Origin of the sequence: Acinetobacter legionensis, from assembly GCF_048552295.1 — a bacterium.
Taxonomy (GTDB): Bacteria; Pseudomonadota; Gammaproteobacteria; order Pseudomonadales; family Moraxellaceae; genus Acinetobacter.
In genome coordinates, this window is sequence record NZ_JBIMCW010000038.1 from 12,111 (window position 1) to 31,908 (window position 19,798).

General features: G+C 37.0%; 19 protein-coding genes and 2 pseudogenes. 11 read left to right on the top strand and 10 right to left on the bottom strand.

What is annotated here, in order from left to right; translation table 11 throughout:
* Positions 1–28: 28 nt before the first annotated feature.
* The 3 genes from ACG916_RS19715 (at position 29) to ACG916_RS19725 (ending at position 3,165) form a co-directional block, all read left to right on the top strand.
* Positions 29–421, top strand: coding sequence for a CidA/LrgA family protein (locus tag ACG916_RS19715; RefSeq protein ID WP_419329214.1), 393 nt, complete (start codon positions 29–31; stop codon positions 419–421).
* Positions 418–1,113, top strand: coding sequence for an LrgB family protein (locus ACG916_RS19720; protein ID WP_419329213.1), 696 nt, complete (start codon positions 418–420; stop codon positions 1,111–1,113). Before ACG916_RS19715 ends, ACG916_RS19720 begins: the two co-directional genes overlap by 4 nt.
* Before the next feature lie 255 nt (positions 1,114–1,368).
* The gene (locus ACG916_RS19725) at positions 1,369–3,165 is read left to right on the top strand and encodes a sigma-54-dependent Fis family transcriptional regulator (protein ID WP_419329212.1); all 1,797 of its coding nucleotides are present in this window, start codon (positions 1,369–1,371) and stop codon (positions 3,163–3,165) included.
* 67 nt (positions 3,166–3,232) lie between these two features.
* Here ACG916_RS19725 and ACG916_RS19730 read toward each other — a convergent pair whose 3' ends face one another.
* From ACG916_RS19730 to ACG916_RS19750, 5 genes are all read right to left on the bottom strand, one after another.
* Positions 3,233–3,586 carry a hypothetical protein gene (locus tag ACG916_RS19730; protein WP_419329211.1) on the bottom strand — a complete coding sequence of 118 codons (354 nt, stop codon included), beginning with the start codon at positions 3,584–3,586 and terminating at the stop codon, positions 3,233–3,235.
* A 437-nt stretch (positions 3,587–4,023) separates the two neighbouring features.
* The gene (locus tag ACG916_RS19735; RefSeq protein ID WP_419329210.1) at positions 4,024–4,368 is read right to left on the bottom strand and encodes a hypothetical protein; all 345 of its coding nucleotides are present in this window, start codon (positions 4,366–4,368) and stop codon (positions 4,024–4,026) included.
* A complete protein-coding gene (locus ACG916_RS19740; RefSeq protein ID WP_419329209.1) occupies positions 4,369–5,118 on the bottom strand; it encodes a hypothetical protein in 750 nt (249 codons plus the stop codon).
* Positions 5,112–5,630, bottom strand: coding sequence for a PAAR domain-containing protein (locus tag ACG916_RS19745; protein WP_419329208.1), 519 nt, complete (start codon positions 5,628–5,630; stop codon positions 5,112–5,114). The genes ACG916_RS19740 and ACG916_RS19745 overlap by 7 nt, the downstream gene beginning before the upstream one ends.
* A complete protein-coding gene (locus ACG916_RS19750) occupies positions 5,623–5,937 on the bottom strand; it encodes a hypothetical protein (RefSeq protein ID WP_419329207.1) in 315 nt (104 codons plus the stop codon). Before ACG916_RS19750 ends, ACG916_RS19745 begins: the two co-directional genes overlap by 8 nt.
* A 640-nt stretch (positions 5,938–6,577) precedes the next feature.
* Between ACG916_RS19750 and ACG916_RS19755 the strand changes: the two genes are divergently transcribed.
* The 7 genes and pseudogenes from ACG916_RS19755 (at position 6,578) to tatC (ending at position 14,406) form a co-directional block, all read left to right on the top strand.
* A complete protein-coding gene (locus ACG916_RS19755; protein WP_336954167.1) occupies positions 6,578–7,459 on the top strand; it encodes a transporter in 882 nt (293 codons plus the stop codon).
* A gap of 95 nt (positions 7,460–7,554) precedes the next feature.
* Positions 7,555–9,009 (top strand): benzaldehyde dehydrogenase, encoded by a 1,455-nt coding sequence (locus ACG916_RS19760; protein ID WP_419329206.1) that lies wholly within the window; start codon positions 7,555–7,557, stop codon positions 9,007–9,009.
* A 33-nt stretch (positions 9,010–9,042) separates the two neighbouring features.
* On the top strand, positions 9,043–10,158 hold the full coding sequence (locus tag ACG916_RS19765; RefSeq protein ID WP_419329205.1) for an NAD(P)-dependent alcohol dehydrogenase: 1,116 nt from the start codon (positions 9,043–9,045) through the stop codon (positions 10,156–10,158).
* 747 nt (positions 10,159–10,905) lie between these two features.
* A complete protein-coding gene (locus tag ACG916_RS19770; RefSeq protein WP_419329203.1) occupies positions 10,906–12,669 on the top strand; it encodes an alkaline phosphatase D family protein in 1,764 nt (587 codons plus the stop codon).
* Positions 12,670–12,875: 206 nt separating this feature from the next.
* On the top strand, positions 12,876–13,100 hold the full coding sequence (gene tatA, locus ACG916_RS19775; RefSeq protein WP_419329201.1) for a Sec-independent protein translocase subunit TatA: 225 nt from the start codon (positions 12,876–12,878) through the stop codon (positions 13,098–13,100).
* A 17-nt stretch (positions 13,101–13,117) separates the two neighbouring features.
* Positions 13,118–13,379 (top strand): annotated as a pseudogene (gene tatB, locus ACG916_RS19780) (Sec-independent protein translocase protein TatB); the annotation flags it as partial.
* Positions 13,380–13,632: 253 nt separating this feature from the next.
* Complete coding sequence (gene tatC / locus ACG916_RS19785) at positions 13,633–14,406, top strand: twin-arginine translocase subunit TatC (protein ID WP_004721486.1); 774 nt, start codon at positions 13,633–13,635, stop codon at positions 14,404–14,406.
* Positions 14,407–14,533: 127 nt separating this feature from the next.
* On the opposite strand, the gene ACG916_RS19790 is transcribed toward tatC, so the two are convergent.
* Together ACG916_RS19790 and ACG916_RS19795 are read right to left on the bottom strand one after the other, a co-directional pair.
* The gene (locus ACG916_RS19790) at positions 14,534–15,538 is read right to left on the bottom strand and encodes an SUMF1/EgtB/PvdO family nonheme iron enzyme (protein WP_419329199.1); all 1,005 of its coding nucleotides are present in this window, start codon (positions 15,536–15,538) and stop codon (positions 14,534–14,536) included.
* A complete protein-coding gene (locus ACG916_RS19795; RefSeq protein ID WP_419329197.1) occupies positions 15,535–17,217 on the bottom strand; it encodes an arylsulfatase in 1,683 nt (560 codons plus the stop codon). Before ACG916_RS19795 ends, ACG916_RS19790 begins: the two co-directional genes overlap by 4 nt.
* 684 nt (positions 17,218–17,901) lie before the next feature.
* Here ACG916_RS19795 and ACG916_RS19800 point away from each other — a divergent pair.
* Positions 17,902–18,231, top strand: coding sequence for a hypothetical protein (locus ACG916_RS19800; RefSeq protein ID WP_336954072.1), 330 nt, complete (start codon positions 17,902–17,904; stop codon positions 18,229–18,231).
* Positions 18,232–18,313: 82 nt separating this feature from the next.
* Here ACG916_RS19800 and ACG916_RS19805 read toward each other — a convergent pair whose 3' ends face one another.
* From ACG916_RS19805 to ACG916_RS19815, 3 genes and pseudogenes are all read right to left on the bottom strand, one after another.
* The gene (locus ACG916_RS19805) at positions 18,314–18,562 is read right to left on the bottom strand and encodes a tetratricopeptide repeat protein (protein WP_419330710.1); all 249 of its coding nucleotides are present in this window, start codon (positions 18,560–18,562) and stop codon (positions 18,314–18,316) included.
* Between the two features lie 15 nt (positions 18,563–18,577).
* A pseudogene (locus ACG916_RS19810) lies at positions 18,578–18,724 on the bottom strand (tetratricopeptide repeat protein); the annotation flags it as partial.
* A 442-nt stretch (positions 18,725–19,166) separates the two neighbouring features.
* The coding region (locus tag ACG916_RS19815) for a 4Fe-4S dicluster domain-containing protein (protein WP_419378807.1) at positions 19,167–19,798 on the bottom strand (632 nt) is incomplete at its 5' end.

The window sequence follows — 19,798 nt, forward strand, 5'->3', positions numbered from 1 at the left end:
TTGAGTCATGATGAATATACGGATGTAAATGACAGTGTTTTATACAATATCTGAGTTAACCACCATCAAGCGCGCGAGCTACCAAATCAGCTCGATTATAGCGATTTGGGGTTTTGCATATATGTTGCAAAAACTGTTGAATTTACCCATTGCATCAGGTGTTTTAGGTTTTTTTATATTGCTGATTTTATTGCAAATGCAATGGCTCAACTTGGAAAAGGTGAGTCAAGGTGCAGATATTCTGTTGGGGGAGCTGTTGCTGTTTTTTATTCCGCCAGTGGTCGGTGTGATTCAGTATCAGCAATTGCTTTTGATCAGTGGTTGGAAAATATTTCTGGTGATTTTACTCAGTACCGCTTTGGTGATGGCAAGCTCTGTGTTGATGGTGAAAATATTCTTGCAACAGGATGATGTGGAATGACGGAGTTGTGGGGGATTTTTTACTTGCTGTGGACGGTACTGTGTTACTTCGTGGCAAAGCACTTATTTGTTTTTACCCAGAAAATATATTTTTCTCCGATTATTATGGTACCGAGTCTCAGTATTATTTTGATCTTTATATTTCAGCATCGCTTTCAAGACTATTACCTATACACCCAATATTTGGTTGCCATGTTAGGACCAATTACAGTGGCATTTGCGATTCCTGTATTTCGTTATAGAGTGATCGTCAAACAGTATTTTTTCGTTTTAATCGTCAGTTCTAGTGTGTCTATGCTGGTGGGGATCTTAAGCAGCTGGCTATTGGCAAGTATGTTCAATTTCGATGAAATTTTGAAAAATAGTCTTTTGGCACGTTCGATTTCTATTCCATTTGCTTTGGAGTTGACTGAAAAGATTGGTGGTTCAATCAGTTTAATTCCCTTGTTTACGGTCATAACTGGCTTAATAGGAATGTTATTTGGTGATTTTTTACTGTTATGGATGCGTTATAAAAATCGTATTGCACAAGGCGCTGCTTTAGGAAATGCTGCTCATGCGATGGGGATTGCGCGAGCAAGACAACGTCATGAGTTGGAAGGGGTGATTGCCAGTCTATCCATGATTATTTCCGGGGTTATCATGGTGTTATTTGCGCCATTTATGATTTCATTGATTAAACATATTGTTTGATTTCATTTTATTTAGATTGAAAAATAACATTTAAGAATGAAGTCTAGACTGCATTTAAAGACAGTATGCAATGTGTAACGTAAGTGATTTACATCAATATTTATTTTAAACCTCAGTGTGGGATTTTGTGATTGTGCAGATTTTGCGCTACATATTTAATTGTATTTAGCCCTTGTCATATTCTAGAGAGGGTGATTTTATATTAGGATCATCAAAGGGATGATCGAAAGCAACTGCTGGATTTGGAATAGGCTTATGGATGGGTTATCTGAATTTTCTTGGCAAAATATCAAATATAACTTTTACAATACTGGAGAACTACCAGAGATTGTGCAACGAGATTCACCTATTTTACAGCTTTGGGAAAGTGCAAAAAATTCGGGCTTAAGTCCTTTCTCCAAAATCACTGACTTACACGAGTTTCCTGTCGCTGACCTTTCACAGGGCGATATAAAATTAGCCGCATTGGCTGAAGGTGTATTAAATGATGTCTGGCGCTTATTTGGGCAACAGGATGTTATCGTTTTCTTAATTAATCATCAGCTTAAAATTATTGCTGAACGTCACAATCCTGATTTAGATGACCAATATCATTATTTATGCACGGGTCGTATTATTGAGCCCTCTGTGTTTGGTGCGATTGCACCGACATGTAGTGTGATGTCTAAACAGCCTATGATCATGACAGGGCATCAACATTATCTGGACGAATTTTCAAATTATTCTTGTGCATCGGTTCCGATATTCAATGGCTGTGGTGATGTGCTCGGCGCTTTAGATATCACTTCACCACAAGGGCTTTTGGCGAGCAATTGGTTGCGTCACTTACTTTACCAAAGTTATATTTTGGAAAATAAGATTATTCAGGCAGCGCTACAACCTGATCAACGGGTCCTTTATTTTCAACATTCCAAAGATTTGCTGGACAATGCCTATACGGGCATGATGGTACTGGATCAATCAGGAAAAATCCTCAAAGCCAACCAAATGGCGTTGAAATTGCTGAATTGCTCTATTGAGCAATTGTTGCAGCAACCAATGGATCATTTTTTACTCACTGAGCATTTGAATCCATTAAATTCGAGTGATTGTTTTTTAATTCAAAGTTTTGACCATGCATTTTTTTATGCCCAGCTACGTAGTGTGAATGGGCAGTTGCAGCATAAAACAAGCAAATTCACGACACAGCATTTGCTTGATCAGGCGCTAAAAGCATTAAAAGCCGATATTCCTGTATTGATTACCGGAGAAACAGGTACAGGTAAGGATCATTTTGCTCAGCAGCTACATCAGAGGCTTGATGTGGATTTGCCTTTTATTTCAATTAATTGTGGTGCAATACCAGATCATTTGCTTGAAGCAGAATTATTTGGTTATGAAGGCGGCGCTTTTACAGGTGCTAAACGGCAAGGCGAAAAAGGCTTAATTGAACTGGCAGATCAAGGCATACTCTTTCTCGATGAGATTGGTGATTTGCCTTTACATTTACAAGTGAAAATTTTAAGAGTGTTACAAGATCAGCAGTTCTATCGGGTTGGAGGACGTAAACCGATCAAGTCAGCATTTAAACTGTTATGTGCAACACATCAGGATTTAAAAAATAAAATACAACAGCAGTCATTCCGCCGTGATTTATATTATCGTATTTGCGGTTTTCAGGTACATTTACAACCCTTACGCTTACGTCAAGATAAACAGGTCATTTTACATCATGTTCTGGATCAATTCGGCATAGCGCAATGGTCAAGCCATGTAGAACAACAATTTAATAGGCACACATGGGAAGGAAATATTCGTGAATTAATTCATGTGGTGAAGCTATCCGCAGCGTTTAAAGACAGTGAAATTTTAAATCATTTATATTTACCTGAAGCTGATTTAGCGATTAATGAACAAAGTGAGCAACTGATATTAGATGAAAATAAAAACTTAAATAGCTTGACCAAGCAAATGATTGTGCAGGTGTTACAAGAAGAAAATGGCAATATCGCAAGGACAGCGAAACGCTTAAACATTTCAAGAACAACGATATATAAATATATTGGCAATTAATTGTAATTTTTTATTCAGTCCTCTAGTGCATTTTTTATAGATTCAGCTGAAATACAGCCTGAAAAATTCAAGATGCTCTATCCTTTACTTGTCGATGTGCGTTTTTTCTATTAATTAATAGTCTTATAATTAAAAGAATGAAAAGGACTAAAGTTATTAATAGGTATATATTTCCATGAAAGATGTGAGCCCTATAGCCTTCAAAAATGAATTTAAAAGGCAATTCTTGTTGAGTGTAACCAATAAATGCTTTTCCAAAAAAGTAGCTTAAAATTAAAGAATATAGACCTGTAAATACAAAAAAAGAGAGAACTTTATTAATTTTATCTTTTATAAAAAAAATAGAATTTAAGCTTAAAGATATAATTAATATTGAAAAAACAGCAGAATAAACGTTAATCCAGTATTCATAATTTTCCACGACTTCACCATACTAAAGCTTTTTTTATAAATTCAGTTGAAAGAGAGCCTGAAAAATTCAAGACGCTCTATCCTTTACTTGTCCATGTGGGTTTTTCTATTAATTAATAGTCTTATAATTAATAGAATGAAAAGGACTAAAGTTATTAATAAATATGTATTCCCTTGGAATATATGAGAATTATATCCTTTATAAATAAACGTTGGTAAAAGTTCTTGTTGTGTATAACCAATTGAAGATTTTTCAAAAAAGTAACTTAAAATTAAAGAATATACACCTGTAAAGACAAAAAAAGAGAGTACTTTATTAATTTTATCTTTTATAAAGAAAATAGAGTTAAGACTTAATGAAGCGATGAATAATGTGAGAATTACAGAATAAACAGTAATATAATAATCGTAACTTTCCATTTAGCCTCCCTATTGTTTTTTGTTAGGTTAAATATTCTTTCTTCTGTTATAGATTAATCGTCCAATTAAGATGATTAAGGCAATTAAAGAGATACCAAATGGAATCATTCCAGAAAAAATATTTTTATCTGTTCCTTTGAAAATAAAAGTCAATAATGGCTCTTGTTCCATCAAACCTATATAGGAAATAGCAAAGACTCTATTTATGATACGAGTGATAATTGCAGTACAGATCAAGATTGAGAGGAATCTATTGATTTTGTCGTTAATAAAAAAGGTAAAATTAATTGACAGAGATATAACTAATATAGAAAAAATAATGCCATAAACATTAATCCAATATTGAGCTTCTGATAGTTCTAAACCTAACATTTATCCACCTAGTGCTTCCTTTATAGTATTTGCGGTGATACGCCCCGAATTTGTTACAGTTTTAACTGCTTTACCTCTGTAATAGATAATTCGAGTACCATGTCGATAATCTTGCTCTGAGGCTGTAGTTGTGCCATCAATATTTGGATTAGCCGATGTAGCATGTGCTATAACAACACCTTGTTTTTTCCCAGCCTTATATAGCTGGGATGATAGCTCAGAAGCAAAGCAATCGTCACCACGACCTGTATTACAGCCATGAATTTCAATTTTAGACTGCTCTGTAAATACGCTAAGTTTTAGGCTCGAAATAGCAGCTTGATTTTTAATTCGATTACCATCAAAGTCATAGCCTCGCCAAATAGCCATCATTACAGTTTTATAAATATTGGCCGCTAACTTCCCCTTGAATACCCCTTCGCGAGTTATTGTCTTATCTAAAGATGCGCCTAGAATATAGTAAAGTCCATCAGAATCGCCATGACAAAACAGATCAAGAGATTGAACAGTATTATTTTCTTGAGTTTCTAATGCACTAATCACCGACCTAGAACCATTATTTATAAAAAAGCTTTTGACAGGTAAATCATTTTTATAATCTTTAATTACGTTTTTAGATGCATGTAAAAATGCTGAATTATCACTTGATTTCCTTGATCCACCATAAATAATAAGGCGGATAGGTGATTTTAATTTTACAATTTCTACTTTTGCAATTTTGGTTGTTGTAGTCTGATATCGATCTACCATGAATCAGCCTCAAAAAGTTTAATTTCAATATCTTCTGCTTTTTCTGTAAGTTCTAGTTTTTCTGTCATGCCATTTTCATCAGTGACACCTTCAATAGTATGACCATCAGCATAGATAACAATGTATTTTACATTGCTATAAGGTTGATTATTTGAATTATTTACTAACTGATATTGACCTGAATATAGAGTTAAGCCTTGAGCTAAAAAGCTTGATGAATTTGTATTCTTACTATAGTTTTCCCCTTGACTTATTCCAACAACATGATCTTGTTTAGGTAAAATTTTAGCTCCACAAGTCAATAAGTCATCAACATAAGCAACAGCTTTGCCATCCATAATAATATGATCATGGCTTTTAACAATTTCAGACCAACATTTGCACTTAGGGCAAAAGTGACCATCTCCAGCACGTAGAAATAGGTTTCCCATTTGGGATGTTCGTTGTTGTGTTGCTTGGATGATTCCTCCATGATTTGTCATAGAGTTATGAATTGCAAAACCTTTAGCCATGATTAACACCTTCTTGGTACAAAAAGCCTTCTGGGGCCTTATTACCGATAAAGATATTTATAGCTACAGAGTTGTTAGGGCTATGGATAATCTCATCACCATTCTCTAAGAAGCTTCCTACCAATGCACTCGCTTTAACTAATCCACCATTTTTGCTTTTAGCTCCATTTACCGCAAGGTAATAGATCTTTTTAGGCCTATGCCGAAAATAAAGCTGTTCTGCTTTTATTGTTTGCTTTATGTCTTGTTGAGACATCTGTTTTAACTGTTCAATTGGTAATTCATGTAAAAATTTAGGTTTCGTCATACTGAGTCCAATTATTGTTATTGAATGAAGAACATAGAGATTAAAACATAAAACCTTGTATTAAGACAAATTTAATTGAATTTTTAATTATATTTAATAATTTGGATTTATTTACTCAAATTCATGGCAGTCTTCGTTATAGCTTTCATGTTCTGATCTTACGATTTATTAAAATAGTAAATTTAAGGATTAGTCATATATTATGTTTTTAATAACTTATATTTTAATTTTTGTCTTATTAACATAATTTCGCTTTATCGTTCACGGCCAGTTCAACAAACGCCATATTTAATTGTTTAGAGAATATTTCATCTACTCGTCAACATCGCTAACCCTCATCCTTGTTTTAGGCTTCCAGTGATTGTCCATTGATTGGACAGTGTATTCTCAATGCTGTCCATTTATTGGACATTGGAAAGGTAATATTATTTTAAGTATATGATTATTAATTATAAAAATATTGGCACGCTAACTGCAAATATTCTATGGCTCATATTTGATTAAAACAAATCTATCAATCGATTTATTAAGTGTAGTAGATGGTCGATTCGTCATGGATAAATCGATTGATTTTTGATTCAAAATTTAAACAAGTGCAATGAGTAGTGAAAAGGATGCTTGAAACTAAAGGGAATAGATGATGTGTTTTAGCAATAAAAATAGCCTGCTTCTTATGTTGAGTGGCATGTTTGTACAGTATAGCCATGCGATTGACGTAAACGTGGGGGATTATACCGCGTTGCCAAAAGGCACCAATGCAGGTGTGTTCTATTATCAACATAGTCAAATGGAGGGTTATTACCAAAATGGTGAAAAAACCAGAGCTGAATCTAAATCGGATATCGGTATCGCGCGCTTAATTCATTACACCGACATCGCTGGTTTACGTGCAACGCCTCAAATAATTTTACCGTTTGGAACAGTACGGCATACGCAAATTGGCGATACTGATTTAAACAATGCCTCAGGTTTTGCAGATCCAGTGATTGCTTCTGCATTTTGGCTAATTAATCAACCTGAACAAGGTTCATCGGGTCGTTATCTGGCATTTACCCCATTTATTTATCTGCCAGTTGGGCAATATGATCGAAATGATGCGGTGAATTTAGGCGAAAATCGATTTAAGTATGATCTTCAACTGGCATGGGTACAGCCACTATATGGCAAGCTTGCTTTTGAACTTTATCAAGATGTGATTTGGTATGGAGACAACGATGAAGCGGGAAAGGGCGATCAAACACTTTCACAAGCGACCAGCTATCAAACTCAATTTAACTTACGTTATGACTTGAATTCTAAACAGAGAATCGCCCTCGGTTATGCCGCAAATTATGGGGGTGAACAACAATTGGATGGAATCAAACTGGATCAGAATATGGAAAAGCAACAAGTGCGATTGGAGTTTCAGCAAATGCTGAATGCAAAAACTCAATTAAGTGCGCAGTTGCTTTCAGACACACGAACGGAAAGCGGATTTAGGAAGGATTACGGTCTGAATTTTCGTGTTTTTTACATTTTTTAATTTAAAGCAGGTGTAACACATTGATTGCGTCATTTTTACAAGGATGCAGTTAGAACAGTAAAGCAATTGTCTAAATAAATTTTGAAGAGGTCATCATGTCTATATTCACAAAACAGCTTTGGGATAAAAAATTATTTAACGGTTCATGGCAGTCTGCCCAAGATAGCTACAGTGTGATTGAGGTTGCAACAGGTCAAGTGCTTGGTGAAATCGGTTATGCGACTGCCGCTGATGTGGTGAGTGCTGCACAACAAGCCAAAGCCGCCCAACAACAATGGTGGGCTTTAAACTATCAAGAGCGTCAGGCAGTGTTTGAGCGAGCTACTGTTTTACTGACAGAAAATCAAGCGGAAGTGATTGAGTGGCTGGTTAAGGAAAGTGGCTCGTTACAACTGAAAGCGGGCTTTGAAGTAAGCATAGCGATTCAAGTGCTTAAGCATTGTATCGCGTCACCTGCAACTGAACAGGGCACATTATTACCTACGCAAAATGGCAAATTAAGTATAGCGAAACGCTTGCCCTTAGGTGTTGTTGGGGTCATTTCTCCATTTAACTTTCCACTGTACTTAGCTTTACGTGCTGTGGCTCCTGCTTTGGCCTTTGGTAATGCGGTGGTGTTAAAACCTGATGAGCGTACAGCAGTGTGCAGTGGCTATGTGATTGCACGGATTTTTGAACTTGCAGGATTGCCCAAGGGACTACTACATGTATTGCCAGGTGGGGCAGAAGTTGGTGAAGCACTGACTTTGGATAAAAATATTGCCAGTATTCAATTTACAGGATCAACTCAAGTTGGACGGATTGTAGGGGCGAATGCGGCAAAGACCTTAAAGAAAGTTTCCCTAGAACTGGGTGGCAAGAACTCATTGATTATTTTGGATGATGCGGATATTGAGTTGGCTGCAGAAAATATTGCATGGGGTGCATTTTTACATTCGGGGCAAATTTGTATGACCTCAGGTAAGATTTTGATTCACCAAAAAATTTATCAACAGGTCAAACAGCGTGTAATTGAAAAAGTGCAGAATTTTGTGGTGGGGAATCCTTGTGACAAGAATGTCACCATTGGGCCATTGATCAATGCCAAACAAGCACAACGTGTAGAACAATTGGTCAGTGCTGCGGTTAATGAAGGCGCAACATTGGAAATCGGTGGACATGCCGATGGGGTATTTTTTCAACCGACTGTACTGACCGATGTGACTGCAAACAATTCGATTTTTAGTGAGGAGATTTTTGGTCCTGTTGCGGTGTTGATCCCGTTTAGCTCAGATGAACAGGTCATTGAATTAGCCAATGATGGCGATTATGGGCTTTCAGCAGGCATTATTACCTCCAATGTAGGACGTGGTATGCAACTCGGTGCGCAGCTTAAAGTGGGCTTGCTACATATCAACGATCAAACTGTAAATGATGAAACGGTCAATCCATTTGGTGGTTTTGGTTCATCAGGTAATGGTACGCGTATTGGCGGCCCTGCCAATGCCGATGAATTTACCCAGTGGCAATGGATTACTGTACAGGCTCAAGCGCCACATTATCCTTTTTAAACAATTAAATAAATTATTACAGGACGTTAAACCATGAGTGAATTAAAAGATATTATTGCCGCAGTGACCCCATGTAAAGGTGCTGACTTTGAGCTGCAAACTTTAAAAATACGTCAGCCTCAAGATGATGAAGTATTGGTAAAAGTAGTTGCTACAGGAATGTGTCACACCGATTTGATTGTACGTGATCAATATTACCCGGTTCCGCTGCCTGCTGTTCTTGGACATGAAGGGTCAGGAATTATCGAGGCGATCGGTCCTAATGTAACAGAGCTTCAAGTGGGCGATCATGTGGTTTTAAGTTACGGGTATTGTGGAAAATGTAGCCAATGTAATACTGGAAATCCTGCCTATTGTTCAGAGTTTTTTGGACGAAATTTTAGTGGGGCAGATTCAGAAGGGAATCATGCACTTTGTACCCATGATCATGGCGTGGTTAATGATCATTTTTTTGCCCAATCCTCCTTTGCAACCTATGCTTTAAGTCGTGAAAATAACACGGTTAAAGTGACCAAAGATGTACCAATCGAACTATTAGGACCATTAGGTTGTGGTATTCAAACAGGTGCGGGTGCATGTATAAATGCTTTAAAAGTGACACCAGCCAGTAGTTTTGTGACTTGGGGTGCCGGCGCTGTTGGTCTGAGTGCTTTGCTTGCGGCAAAAGTGTGTGGTGCTTCGATCATTATCGCTGTTGATATTGTTGAATCTCGTTTGGAGCTGGCAAAAAAATTGGGTGCAACTCATGTGATCAATAGTAAAACTCAAGATCCTGTGGCGGTGATTAAAGAGATTACCGATGGTGGAGCCAACTTTGCATTGGAATCTACTGGGCGACCTGAGATATTAAAACAAGGTGTTGATGCGCTGGGGATTTTAGGTAAAATCGCCGTAGTAGGTGCACCTCAATTAGGCACAACTGCACAATTTGATGTAAATGATCTGTTATTGGGTGGGAAAACTATTTTAGGTGTCGTTGAGGGGAGTGGTTCGCCCAAGAAATTTATCCCTGAGTTAGTCCGCTTATATCAACAAGGGAAATTTCCATTTGACCAACTTGTAAAATTCTATGCATTTGATGAAATCAATCAAGCTGCGATAGATAGTCATAAGGGTATTACACTCAAACCGATTATTAAAATTGCATAATGTTGCATGGCATGCTCATTGATGAGCATGCCATTTTGCTGAATTTTGAAAGCAATAATGACTAATTAAGCTTTACTATTAAATTTGATTATCGAATAAACGTATTCAAAACAGAAGTTAAAAAAGATTTAGAGATCACATGATTGAAACGGTCTGTATGAACCATACCTGTAAATTTAAAGAGAGTTTTATTGCACATTAATCTATAGCTCTTTTTATCTAGTGCATCAAATTGTTTTATATTACATATTTAAAGCGAGATTAATTAGTTTAAAAAATTTATTAGCATTAATTTTTAAAATAAAAATAAATTACACCTCTGAAATATCTTCGTTGAGGAAAATCAAATAATTTGAAAACATAAATTTATAGAACTGTCGTAATATGTCAATGAATTATCGGGGAAATGTCAATACTCAAATTTTTAGATTCTATATTTTAGGAAAAGTTAGGAATATTTGTTAGTTAAAAAATGGAAAATTTTTTACAATCTATTGAAATGAATAGAATTAACTGATCTAAAAACTAAAGAATCTATAGAAATTGATAGATGAGATTGAAAAAGGAGAGGAATACAAAGATAAATATTTTTTTAGAAAAAACTAGAAATACAATCCTCAATTAATCTGTATTCATTCAGTGAATTAATCTAACTAATGGGATCATTGATAATAAATAATTTTAAGTTTTATCCAATATTTAGATAAATAATTTTTTGTAATCTAGCCATAGTTTAAGGAGTAAAGTATGACAGCCAAAATTACACGACGGGAACTTATCCAAAAAAGCTTATTTGGTTTCGGGGCACTGTCTTTATCAGCGGGTTTTACAGGATGTAATGACAGTTCAGATCGTGAGTCAACAACACTACAAGTAAATTTTGAACATGGGGTGGCCAGTGGAGACCCTTTGCAAGATCGCGTGATCTTATGGACACGTTTGACGCCGAATGATACCAGCGCACGTTTGCAAGTGACTTGGGAAATTGCTTTGGATGATCAATTTAAGCAAATCATTAAAACAGACAAAGTCACCACTGCAAAAGCACAAGATTTTACCGTAAAAGTTGATGTAATAAATTTAAAACCAGATCAACGCTATTTCTATCGTTTTAGCTTTGGCAATAAAGTTTCACCAGTTGGACAAACCAAAACGCTACCAATCAACCCCAGCAAAGTCAGTTTTGCTGTATGTTCTTGCGCGAATTATCCAGCAGGTTACTTCTATGTTTACCGTGAAATGGCTAAACAAGACGTGGATGTGGTGATTCATTTGGGTGACTATATTTATGAATATGGTCAAGATGGATATGCAACCGAAGATGCAGTGAAGTTAGGGCGTACTTTGCCTACGGACAATAATAAAGAAATTATTAAATTAGATGATTATCGCAAACGCTATGCGTTATATCGTAAAGACAAAGATTTACAAACACTGCATCACCGTCATCCATTTATTGTGATTTGGGATGATCACGAGTTGGCAAATGATACATGGCGAGAAGGTGCTGAAAATCACCAAGCCAGTGAAGGGGCTTTCCTTGACCGTAAACTTGCAGCATTACAAGCATACTTTGAGTGGATGCCGATTCGTCCTATTTCCGCAAATGATCATCTCAATATTTATCGCCAGTTTGACTTTGGTTCACTGGTGCAATTGACCATGTTAGATACCCGTATCCTTGCCAGAGATAAGCAACTGGAATATACCGATTATATCACCGCTTCTGGTATGGATTTTCAACGTTTTCAGACTGACTTAACCAATCAGAATCGAACCTTGATGGGGTATACCCAACGTGAATGGTTACAGCAAAAGTTGGCTCAATCCAAGGCAACTTGGAATGTATTGGGTCAGCAAGTGTTGATGGGTAAGATATTAATCCCTGCTGAATTATTGGTACCGTTGAGCGCTGTTCTAAGTGGAAATGCAACTCAAGAGGTTTTAAATCAAATCAATACGATGATTATGGAGTTAGTGCAACTGAAAATGCGTGTTCTACAGGGCGATCCAACATTGACAGCAATTGAAAAGGCACGTTTAACCACTGTTGCACCTTATAATTTAGATGCTTGGGATGGTTATTATGTTGAACGAGAAATTCTATATAACACTTTAAAAGCATTGAACAAGAAGGTCGTAGTGCTGGCAGGTGATACCCATAATGCATGGTCATCAGAGTTGTATAGTCAGGCGGGTGATTTTGTCGGTGTCGAGCTGGCGACAAGTTCAGTGTCATCGCCGGGAATTGAAAAGTATCTCAATATTCCAGTGGAACAGTTACAGCAGTTTGAAATGGCGTTTACCACACTGATTGATGAATTGGATTATACCAATCTAAATCAACGTGGTTATCTGAATGTCAGCTTTACTGCAACGCAGGTTCAAGCGGACTGGATCTATGTCAATACCATTAAAGAGCCACAATATACTGTGGATACACAACGTGGACATCAAGTAGTGCTGGATAATCAATTGGTTAATACCCATTCGATTAAGAAAACTGCTTAATAAACAATTTTTTAATTTTATATTGCCTGACTGCTGAAGAAGATTTAGCTTTTATTGTTATTGTGCAATTTCTTCAGTAGTACATGGTTTAGTTGTTTTTGTAGACATAATCATTGAAATGACACAATAGGGTCTGTTGACAATTCGTTTACAACGCAAGCCATTTATGAAATGTCAACACACCCTAATATCAGGAGTAAAAAACCATGGCTGGATTATCGATTTGGCACGTACTTATTTTTGCAATTGTAGTGGTCTTACTTTTTGGCACATCTAAATTAAAAAATTTAGGTAAAGATGTCGGCGGTGCGGTGAAGGATTTTAAAAAATCAATTCAAGATGATGAAACAACAGCTGCCGCACTGAATGAACCACGGACACAGGAACATCAAAATAGTAATACTGATGTGAACTCTACGGTAAAGCACTAAAACTGGAGAACTAACACATGCTTGATGTCGGATTTTCTGAATTATTGGTTTTTGGGATTATTGCGCTGTTGGTGTTAGGGCCAGATAAACTCCCTGAAGCTGCGCGTTTTATTGCGAAATGGTACAGTAAATTGAAACGTCTCATCAGCAATGTTCAGAACGACATTGACCGTGAATTACGCTTATCCGAATTGCGCGAACAGATGCAGAATGAGATGCAGCGCATTCAAGAATTAGAGCAAAAAATGCAGGCGCAGATGCATGAGCTACAGCAATTATCGGCTATGCCTGGAGATGCTATACAGCAAGAGCAAGCGCCAGCACGATTAGAGAAACAGCAATTAGAGCAACCGCAATTAAAAGAACAGCAAAAAGCCCAGCTGAGAGTGAAGCAGATTTATCAAGCTGTCTCACGTGATATTCCTACAGTCTATTTGCCAAGTATCTGGCTAAAACAAGTTCAAGGTAATGATGAAAAACTCAGTATTGATCTTGCTCAATCCAAGTCAATATCGCAATTGAAGGTGGCCGTATGACATCAATGATACCGCAGCTACAAGAGCAAGTTTCCGAAGAAGCGACTCAGCTTGAAGCAATGCCAATCACCCGACATTTGATGGTGTTGCGTCAGCATCTGTTTAAAATTATCGGGGTATTGATTGTGCTTTTTTTCTGTTTGTTGCCATTTGCAAACAGAACTTATTCAATGTTATCTGAACCACTACGTGCCCAATTACCTGCCAGTTCGACCATGATTGCTACAGATGTAACTGCAACATTTATGGCACCTTTTAAACTGAATTTCTTTATTGCGCTGATGCTGGCGATGCCTTTTATTATTTATCAGATTTGGGCATTCATTAAACCTGCGTTGTATGAAAAAGAAAAGAGTCTGGCATTCCCATTGTTATTGAGCAGTATTTGCTTGTTTTATTCAGGGATTGCCTTTGCCTATTTTATTGCCTTACCTTCGATTCTGCATTTTTTTATCAGTGTTTCACCTGATACCGTTGCACCAATGACGGACATTAACAGTTACTTAAGTTTCTGTTTAAAACTCTTTTTGGTGTTTGGGGTCACTTTTGAAATTCCAATTATTACACTGGTATTGATTTTAATCGGTTTGGTCAGCACGCAAACGCTGGTGGAAAAAAGACGCTTTATTATTGTGGGCTGTTTTTTTATTGCGATGTTTGTCACGCCACCAGATGCTATTTCGATGATCATGTTGGCAATTCCAATGTGGATGTTGTTTGAATTGGGATTGGTATTTGGCAAGATGATTGAAAAACGTAAACGTGTATAAGTGCTGATTTGTAGCGAAAGTGGTTAAGTGTTGCTTTGTTCTATTCAACCCTTCTTTTTTAAAGCAGACGAATTTATATTTAAGTGTATAAATTCGCCAGATCTCTAGATTTTAACCTATCCTTGTCTCATGGGTGAGTTCGTAATACTGTTCTAAACCCCACATGCGTTGCAGCCAAATCAAACTCTTGCGGATATCGACTACTATTTCGATAACGAGAGCAATAACTCGAAGCACATAAGAAAGAACCACCTTTAATCACATATTGGGTTGCTGCGATGCTTTGCTGACGCAGATCAGTATAATTTCCCATATGTTGATCATGCGCGCCTTGATATACAGAAGAGGTCCACTCCCAGACATTCCCAATCATATCGAACAATTGGAACGCATTGGCAGGGTAGCAGCCGACAGGTGCCACACCTGCAAAATGGTCTTCAACAGAATTATGCATTGGAAATTCACCTTGCCAATAATTGGCTTGTGGATGTTGATGGGCATCCTGAGGCGCTTGATGCAGTGGCGTATCGGTTTTTGAGCCCGCCTTTGCAGCATATTCCCATTCTTGTTCGGTAGGTAAATCTCTTCCTAACCAAACTGCGTAATGTTCAGCATCATTTTTGGTCACATAGCGAACAGGTTCAGCAGGGCGTGGAGCTTGACCCGAAGCGCCATTGGGCGTTTTCCAAGTGTAATCAGACTTGAGTTGCCACCACTGATTAGGCTTATTGGCATCTGGTGAAAATACAGCTGCCTGTTTCTGTTGCTCTGCGTCGGTTACATAGCCGGTTGCTTTTACAAAACTACTAAACTGCGCCACAGTCACTTCGGTTTGATCGATCCAGAAACCCTCAACTTGGCGTTGTTTTTGCCCAAAATTAAGTTCATCGGGATAGGCTTTATCGGAGCCGAGCTGAAATGAGCCTTTGGCAATCCAAACCATCCCCGCTGTTGGCTTTTTTTGCCATGCATTAGGTAAACCTGAATAGTGTTCGCATTGCTGCAATGAACCAAGCTGTGCAGAAACTTTGCTGGTTTGTTTGGGAGAATGATGCGAGTCGGGCGTAACCTTATTGCAGCCTGTTACAAGGAACAGGCTGCACAGTGAAATTAAAAGGGGGTTAAACTTCATTGAATGTTGTATTCCTTGACTCCATTTTTTTGGGTATATTTGTTATACACATCAAGCAGTTCTTGTAGTTTTGCTGGGTTATTTTCTGCAATGTTTTGGGTTTCACCACGGTCATTTTTTAAGTTATATAATTCCCAAGTTCCCGTTCCAAGCTCTGCTTTACCTTGTAAAGCAATTTTCCAATCGCCTTGACGCGCATATTTACTGCCATGCAATTCATCAGCAAAACTAAAGTTTACAGGGCGAATCGTCTGCGCTTTATTTTCAAGCACTGATCTCCAAGAGTAACCACTTGGGGTATTAATCTGACGACCTTTATATTGACCTTGTGGGACGGCAATATTGGCATAATCTAAAACAGTTGGAAAAACATCGAGCACTGAAGCAAAACCATGATAGGTTGCTTGCGCTTTGTTTTGATGAGGAAGTTTAATAATGGCTGGTGCTGTGGTTGCACCTTCACCTGCAGTATCTTTCCATAAATGAAAAGGTGCAGCACTGACTTCAGCCCAACGCGGACCAACATAGTGATAAGAACTGGATGTACCGACATTATTCACCCGATTATCAAAACCTGATTCAGCTCCATAACTACCGCGAATAAAGCCTTCAGCCCCATTATCTGAAACAAAGAAAATTAAAGTATTTTCGTATAAATTATTGCGTTTTAAATACTCAATCACCCGTCCAATATTAGCATCAAGGTTTTCGACCATACCTGCATAGATTTCCATTCTACGTGCTTCTAAGGCTTTTTGCTCAGTGGATAGCTCATTCCATTTGCCATATTTTTGGGGTGCATTTTGTGTTGCAATCGGTTCGGCTGCAGTAAAGTTGGCTGGAATCAGACCAAGTTGTTTTTGACGGGCAATACGACCATTGCGGATCACATCATAACCAGCATCGTAAACGCCACGATAACGGTCACGATATTCAGTTGGGGCTTGTAAGGGCCAATGCGGAGCTGTATAAGCAGCATACGCAAAGAATGGTTTGCCTGAATTTTTTCCTGACTCTAAATAACTAATTAATTTATCGGTGAAGTAATTTGTTGAGAAAAAATCATCGGGTAATGCTGAAATTTGAACGACTTGACCATCCTCTGTATAGGTGGCGTTACGTTTGTATGTTGTAGGTGCTTGTTTAAAATGTAAATCTAGACCTTGTAATAGGGTAAAGGAGTGATCGAAGCCTTTTACATGTGCGTTAGTTTCAGCGGTTAAACCGAGATGCCATTTTCCGCTGATATAGGTTCGGTAGCCATTATCTTTAAGTACTTCTGCAATTGAGAGTGAGCGCTCATTTAAGTAGCCCTCATAACCTGGCTGGCCCTTTAAGTGAGCTGGGGTGAGCTCAGCCATAGCGCCAATTCCAGCTAAATGATGGTCTGTACCCGAAATTAATTGCGAACGCGTCGGTGAGCAGGTAGGAGCAGTATGGTAGTCTGTTAAAATACGACCTTCTTTGGTGAGTGCATCAATATTTGGGGTTCGAATTTCACCACCAAATGCTCCCAAGTCTGAATAACCTAAATCATCTGCCATAATAAATAAAATATTTGGTTGTTTTTTGGTTTCAACTACCGTATTTGAGTGATCTGAATCATTATTATTACATGCAGAAATTGAAAGACTGAATAATGCAATAGAAAGTGTTGTGAAAAGGTTTTTATGAGACATACGTGTCGACTGAGTTTTCTAAAAAATTAGGTTAAGTTTAGAGTGTTAATTTTTAAGCTAAAAATAATTAAAATTTGATTGTTAATCTTAAAAAAAGCAAAGCCTCAAACATTCACCCAAATGAATGTGGAAATTATTTGAAAGAAGATATTTAGTCAGTGGATAATTAAAATAAAAAATAATTTAAAAATTTAAAAGGATGATAATTATCACGTTATACCATGGCGTTAAAAATACTTATATTATGGATGGGAGGACAACGGCTTGTAAACATGTCTTAACTGCGCTTGCTTATTCGTATTGGTGTTAGATATTTATTACACATGTCGACTCAATTTTGAGGGAAAATAGCTTGAATTGTGAGTGCTTAATAATTGATCAAAAGAATACAGAACTGTCTGTTTTTTTGTTGATGGTGTATTGATTAAATGAATATTAATGTGATAAATTCTACAGAATTAGAGGGGGATCTTTTTTAAGATTCTTGATGCCTTGATCCTATTTCCCTTCCCCAAGGGAAATAGGGGTTTTTAAGATTAGCTAAAAGCAACAGATAAATACGTTTATAAAAGACTGAAAAGTGCTCATCTCAATATGAGCACATATAAATTTTAAGAAATAGTACATATGTATGAATTCTACTTTTTAAGAATCATAAGATGAATTTATAGGTAATTATCTACGATGAAAATTTATGAAATGATATTTCATAAAGGAACTTATGAAAAAACACGCTTATTTTATGCTGAAAATAATAAAGCTTCACGTCAGCATTTCATTGAAAATATGCGTTTAGAGCTTGATCAAGAACTTAATGATTTCATTCTAAATTGTAAATCGAGTTACAAGCATGATTTGTTTGACTTATACAAAAAAGTTCAAAAAGAAAGCCATTTACATTTAGATGTTATGGAAGATGAGTTTATACAGAATTCAAAAGCAACCTTTGACCAATGTATTTGTTTAAGTGTTAAAAGTCATGAGGTGTTTAATATTATAAAATCACTTATTTAAAAAAAGATTAGTTGAAACAGATAATATTAAGAAAAATAATTTATATCATTTGCTTAAAGAAACGTATATTTAGTTGGCTCTATTATAATACAGCCAATTGCTGTTGAGCCAATTCATAGCCTTGGTCTGCGGCTTTTTTTAACCATGCTTTCGCTTTATTGATATCTTGAGGCAAGCCTAAATTTCCATCTAAGTATAGAGTTCCCAATTTAAATTGTGCTGATACATCGCCATTTTTAGCCGCTTTAAGATGCCAATAATGTGCAAGATTTTGATCCTGTTTGATATTCTTCCCATCTGAATATTCTTCAGATAAATTGTATTGCGCCATCGCATTGTTCTGATTTGCAGATTTGGTTAGCCACTCAATACCTTTACGGGTATTTTGGCGGATACCTGATCCCCATAAATAACTCATTGCCAAACTGAGTTGAGATTCTGAATCACCCGCTTCTGCGGCCTTTTTAAACCAAAAAACACCTTTTTCTTCATCGAAGGATACACCCTAATTGCCATTACTATAAAGATAACCCACTTGGTATTGTGCTTTTACATCTCCATTGTTGGCTTTTTCGAGTAGCTTTTCAAAACTTTCTGCAAATACAAGTGTAGTGGGGAAAAATATAACTATAATCAGAGGGTATAACCGTTTTTTAATTTTTAGTTTTATCATTTTTCAATCATTTGTGTCTTTTAATCAGTAAAATTAAAGTGCAAAATTAAGTTGTAGTCAACTTAATTTGAGCCAAGACTTATTCTATTTTTCTTTCAAGTTTAGCTCCCTAGGGAACTAAACTTACCTAAATAATGAAAATGAAGAGCTTATATCACTCGACAAATTGGGGTAAAAGACGCTGTTAATACTACACAAAATTATCTAAACACTCGCATGTTTAGTGGTGAGCAGCATTAAAGCATCGTCCTAAGTATCCAGCTTACATATTTGGATAGTTAGGCCCACCACCACCTTCCGGTGTTACCCAAGTGATGTTTTGAGATGGATCTTTGATATCACAGGTCTTACAGTGAACACAGTTCGCAGCATTAATCTGGAAGCGCTTAGAACCATCATCATTTTCCATAATTTCATAAACACCAGCAGGGCAGTAGCGTTGAGCTGGCTCATCCCATTTTGGTAAATTGACATTGACTGGAATAGAAGCATCCGTCAGCTTTAAGTGAGCTGGCTGATTCTCTTCATGGACAGTATTCGATACAAATACAGAAGATAAACGGTCAAAGGTTAATTTACCATCTGGCTTTGGATAGGTCGGTTTAAATGTCGCAGCATCTACAGTTTTTAATGCACTAAAGTCAGGTGCAAGGTCATGTAGAGTAAATGGCACTTTAAAGATATTTTGATCGATAAAGTTAAATGCACCACCCATCCATAAACCGAATTTATGCATCGCTGGACCAAAGTTACGTGAACGATGTAACTCTTCTTTTAACCAACTGTTGTTGAATTTCTCAGTATATGCAGTCAATTCTTTAGCAAAGAAGTCTTCGCCTTCAGCGACACGCGCAACCGCTAAATCGCCACCTTTCTCATGACCTGCTTGGATTG

Coding starts and splice junctions, on each gene's coding strand:
- tatC (WP_004721486.1), top strand. CDS start 13,633: ATGACATCAATGATACCGCAGCTACAAGAGCAAGTTTCCGAAGAAGCG.
- ACG916_RS19745 (WP_419329208.1), bottom strand. CDS start 5,630: ATGGCTAAAGGTTTTGCAATTCATAACTCTATGACAAATCATGGAGGA.
- ACG916_RS19760 (WP_419329206.1), top strand. CDS start 7,555: ATGTCTATATTCACAAAACAGCTTTGGGATAAAAAATTATTTAACGGT.
- ACG916_RS19755 (WP_336954167.1), top strand. CDS start 6,578: ATGTGTTTTAGCAATAAAAATAGCCTGCTTCTTATGTTGAGTGGCATG.
- ACG916_RS19770 (WP_419329203.1), top strand. CDS start 10,906: ATGACAGCCAAAATTACACGACGGGAACTTATCCAAAAAAGCTTATTT.
- ACG916_RS19735 (WP_419329210.1), bottom strand. CDS start 4,368: ATGTTAGGTTTAGAACTATCAGAAGCTCAATATTGGATTAATGTTTAT.
- ACG916_RS19725 (WP_419329212.1), top strand. CDS start 1,369: ATGGATGGGTTATCTGAATTTTCTTGGCAAAATATCAAATATAACTTT.
- ACG916_RS19790 (WP_419329199.1), bottom strand. CDS start 15,538: ATGAAGTTTAACCCCCTTTTAATTTCACTGTGCAGCCTGTTCCTTGTA.
- ACG916_RS19715 (WP_419329214.1), top strand. CDS start 29: ATGACAGTGTTTTATACAATATCTGAGTTAACCACCATCAAGCGCGCG.
- ACG916_RS19750 (WP_419329207.1), bottom strand. CDS start 5,937: ATGACGAAACCTAAATTTTTACATGAATTACCAATTGAACAGTTAAAA.
- ACG916_RS19800 (WP_336954072.1), top strand. CDS start 17,902: ATGAAAATTTATGAAATGATATTTCATAAAGGAACTTATGAAAAAACA.
- tatA (WP_419329201.1), top strand. CDS start 12,876: ATGGCTGGATTATCGATTTGGCACGTACTTATTTTTGCAATTGTAGTG.
- ACG916_RS19805 (WP_419330710.1), bottom strand. CDS start 18,562: ATGGCGCAATACAATTTATCTGAAGAATATTCAGATGGGAAGAATATC.
- ACG916_RS19720 (WP_419329213.1), top strand. CDS start 418: ATGACGGAGTTGTGGGGGATTTTTTACTTGCTGTGGACGGTACTGTGT.
- ACG916_RS19765 (WP_419329205.1), top strand. CDS start 9,043: ATGAGTGAATTAAAAGATATTATTGCCGCAGTGACCCCATGTAAAGGT.
- ACG916_RS19740 (WP_419329209.1), bottom strand. CDS start 5,118: ATGGTAGATCGATATCAGACTACAACAACCAAAATTGCAAAAGTAGAA.
- ACG916_RS19795 (WP_419329197.1), bottom strand. CDS start 17,217: ATGTCTCATAAAAACCTTTTCACAACACTTTCTATTGCATTATTCAGT.